Source organism: Ramlibacter sp. (assembly GCF_035706265.1).
Classification (GTDB): Bacteria; Pseudomonadota; Gammaproteobacteria; order Burkholderiales; family Burkholderiaceae_C; genus Ramlibacter.
Genome location: NZ_DASSVG010000356.1, coordinates 1 through 3,456 on the forward strand (window position 1 = coordinate 1; position 3,456 = coordinate 3,456).

3 protein-coding genes and 1 pseudogene are annotated in these 3,456 nt (G+C 70.7%); 3 read left to right on the top strand and 1 reads right to left on the bottom strand.

Annotation, left to right across the window (positions count from 1 at the left end; genetic code table 11):
* Window positions 1-979 (bottom strand): serine/threonine-protein kinase (locus VFM98_RS13010; RefSeq protein WP_325110345.1); only part of this gene is annotated, 979 nt, incomplete at its 3' end.
* A 187-nt stretch (window positions 980-1,166) separates the two neighbouring features.
* On the opposite strand from VFM98_RS13010, the gene VFM98_RS13015 reads away from it, so the two are divergent.
* From VFM98_RS13015 to VFM98_RS13025, 3 genes and pseudogenes are all read left to right on the top strand, one after another.
* Window positions 1,167-1,688 (top strand): hypothetical protein, encoded by a 522-nt coding sequence (locus VFM98_RS13015; protein WP_325110346.1) that lies wholly within the window; start codon window positions 1,167-1,169, stop codon window positions 1,686-1,688.
* Between the two features lie 55 nt (window positions 1,689-1,743).
* Complete coding sequence (gene kynU, locus VFM98_RS13020) at window positions 1,744-3,024, top strand: kynureninase (RefSeq protein WP_325110347.1); 1,281 nt, start codon at window positions 1,744-1,746, stop codon at window positions 3,022-3,024.
* A 143-nt stretch (window positions 3,025-3,167) separates the two neighbouring features.
* Window positions 3,168-3,456: pseudogene (locus VFM98_RS13025) on the top strand (hypothetical protein); the annotation flags it as partial.

The following is a 3,456-nucleotide window of genomic DNA, read 5'->3' on the forward strand; positions in this document are numbered from 1 at the left end:
CCTCACCACGCAGGCGACGGCTGGGCGGCACGATGCGGCCGGCAACGATCGCCTGCGAAAGCTCCAGCGGCGACTCGGTATCCACCGCACCGAACGGGCGTTCGCCACACACCAGCTGGTACAGCACCACGCCCAGCGACCACACGTCCGCGCGCGTACCCAGCGCCTCGCCGCGCACCTGCTCGGGGCTGGCGTAGGCCAGGGTGAGCGCGCGCTGCAGGGTCATGGTGGGGTGGTCGGTGACGCCACCGACCTGGTCGAGCAGGCGGGCGATGCCGAAATCCAGCAACTTGGGTTCGCCCTCGGGGGTGACCAGGATGTTGGCCGGCTTGATGTCACGGTGGATCACCAGCCGCTCGTGCGCGTGGCGCACCGCGGCACACACCTTCAGGAACAGCACCACCCGGCGCCGCAGCGACAGCTCGCGCTGCTCGCACCACTGGTCGATACGCACGCCCTCGACATACTCCAACGCCAGGAACGGACGGCCGTCGCGGGTACTGCCACCGTCGATCAGGTTGGCGATGCCGGGATGGTTGAGCGAGCCGAGGATGCGCCGCTCGTCGGCGAAGCGACGCCGCGCGCCGGCGGTCAGCAGGCTGCCGGAATGGATGAACTTAAGCGCCACGTGCTGGCGGATCTCCTCCGCCGAACCCTCGCCGATCACCCGCTCGGCCAGGTACACCACGCCCATGCCGCCCTCACCCAGCTGGCGCACCAGCCGGTAGCGGCAGGCCTCGGCGCCGGCCACGCTGGCGCCGCTGTCGTCGCGCAGGTCGCCGCTCAGCAGGGGCAGCAGCAGCGGGGCGTCGCTGGTGTCCTCGGCCGCCTCCAGCATCCACAGCACTTCCTCGCGCAGCGCCTCGTCGCCGCCACAGGCAGCGTCCACATAGGTGTCGCGGCGGGTTGGTTCGAGCTCCATCGCGGCAAAGGCGATGGGCTTGGCACGCGCGTAGCGCTGCCGTCGAGCCTCGTTCATGCCGAATTCCCCTGTGATGACACCGTGAAGGCGTCAGCTCGGGGAGTATACGTCCGATGACGGCAGTGGATTGACGGCCGGCTGTGACGGCCGTCGGGCCCGGCAGGCAACGCAGCGGCTATGCTTCACGCCTGCGGCGCCCCGCGCCGCTCTTGATCACCCCAGCCCGCTTCACGACGGAGTCCGCATGAGCTTCCTGCGCCGCACCGCCCTCGCCGCCTTGCTGTTCCTTCCGCTGCATGCCCTGGCCGGCGAGGTCAGCATGGCCGGCGGCAGTGTCACCTACCGCACGCCGGACAGCTGGCTGGGCATCATGGAAACCCAGGGCGACCCGGAAGTGCGGGTATTCCAGGTACCGGATCCGTCGCCCACCGCAGGCAACACGCTGGCGCGGGTCACCGTGACCGTGAAGCAGGTGGGCGACCTCAACGCCTACCAGCGCTACGTCGACGACGCCAAGGCCAAGGCCCAGGCCTTGCCGGGCTACGAGCTGGTGCGCGGCGTGAGCAACAGCAACGGGCCGGACGACTACCTGTACATCGCCAAGGAAAGCGGCGAGACCCTGGCCTACGTCGAGCACTATTGGTACCGCGCCGGCAAGGCGATCCAGCTGCGCTGCCTGCGTCCGGCGGCCAGCCAGGCCGGTGCGGCGTGGCAGGCGGCATTCGACCAGGGCTGCCGCGACATCGCCGCCAGCCTCGCGCACTGACGCAGGGCGCCGTTCAGGCTGTACTCTTGGGGGTCGTTTCATCCGGAAGCGCCCCATGTCCGAGACTTATCAAGCCACCCGCGCCTGGGCCCAGGCCCAGGACGACGCCGATCCGCTGCGACCGTTCCGCGACGAATTCCTGATCCCGCCCCACGACGGCGGCGAAGGCCACTACTTCTGCGGCAACTCGCTGGGCCTGCAGCCGCGCGCCGCACGTCCCGCCCTGAGCGCCGAGCTCGACTACTGGGGCGAGCTGGCGGTGGAGGGCCACTTCAAGGGCCGCGCGCCCTGGCTCAACTACGAGGACTACCTGCGCGACGACCTCGCCCGGCTGGTCGGCGCGAAGCCGATCGAAGTGGTCGCCATGAACACCCTGGGCGTGAACCTGCACCTGCTGATGGTGAGCTTCTACCGCCCCACCGCCGAGCGCCCGGCGATCCTGATCGAGGCCGGCGCGTTTCCCACCGACCGCTACGCGGTGGAGTCGCAGATCCGTTTCCACGGCTTCGACCCGGCCGACGCGCTGATCGAGCTGGAGGGCGACGGCCCGCACGGCACGCTGAGCATGGCGGCGATCGAGCGGGCGCTGGCCGCGCATGGCCATCGCGTCGCGCTGGTGCTGCTGCCCGGGATCCAGTACCGCACCGGCCAGGCGTTCGACCTGCAGGCGATCACCGCGCTGGCCCGCGCGCAGGGCTGCACGGTCGGCTTCGACCTGGCCCATGCCGTGGGCAACCTGCCACTGGCGCTGCACGACAGCGGCGCCGACTTTGCCGTGTGGTGCCACTACAAGTACCTCAACGCCGGCCCCGGCGCGGTCGGCGGCGTGTTCGTGCATGAGCGCCACGCGCAGGCCGACCTGCCGCGCTTCCACGGCTGGTGGGGCAACCGCCGAGACAGCCGCTTCCAGATGGCGCCGGGCTTCGACCCCACCCCCGGCGCGGAAGGCTGGCAGCTGTCCAACCCGCCGATCCTGGCGATGGTGCCGCTGCGCATCTCGCTGGAGATCTTCCGCCGCGCCGGCATGGACCGGCTGCGCGCCAAGTCGCTGCAGCTCACCGGCTACCTGGAGTGGCTGGTGAACACGCAGCTGGCCGACCTGCTGGAGATCATCACGCCGGCCGATCCGGCGCAGCGCGGCGCGCAGCTGTCGATCCGCGTGCGCGGCGGGCGCGAGCAGGGCCGCGCCCTGTTCGACTACCTGGTCGAGCGCGGCATCATCGGCGACTGGCGCGAACCGGACGTGATCCGCATCTCGCCGGCACCGCTGTACAACCGCTTCGCCGACTGCCTGGCCTTTGCCGAAGCAGTGCGCGCATGGAGCGACGCACGCTGATCGACGCGGCGGCGGACGTCTGGACGTCCGCCGCCCACACCGCAGGGATCGGGCAGGGACTGCCGGCACGGAGCATCGAACGGAACGGTCGCGCTACCATGCCCGGCCAGTTCTTCCGTCCCCATGACCCCCGGGAGCCCCTGATGCGACACCCTCTCGTCACCGCCCTTGCCGCCACCCTGCTGCTGGCCGCGCTGCCCTCGGCCCATGCGCAGTCGGCCGTGGTGCAGGACTCGATCCCCAAGCAGGCGCTGGACGCCACCGCCGAGCCCACCACACTGGCCAACCTGTCCAAGGACACGCCGGTCACCGCGCCACACGCCATGGTGGTGTCGGCCCAGCACCTGGCCAGCGAGGTCGGCGTGGACATCCTCAAGCGCGGTGGCAACGCAGTGGATGCAGCAGTCGCCGTGGGCTATGCGCTGGCGGTGG

What these genes read in the sequence shown, in the direction of transcription:
- VFM98_RS13015 (WP_325110346.1), top strand. Translation starts at nt 1,167, where the DNA reads ATGAGCTTCCTGCGCCGCACCGCCCTCGCCGCCTTGCTGTTCCTTCCG.
- kynU (WP_325110347.1), top strand. Translation starts at nt 1,744, where the DNA reads ATGTCCGAGACTTATCAAGCCACCCGCGCCTGGGCCCAGGCCCAGGAC.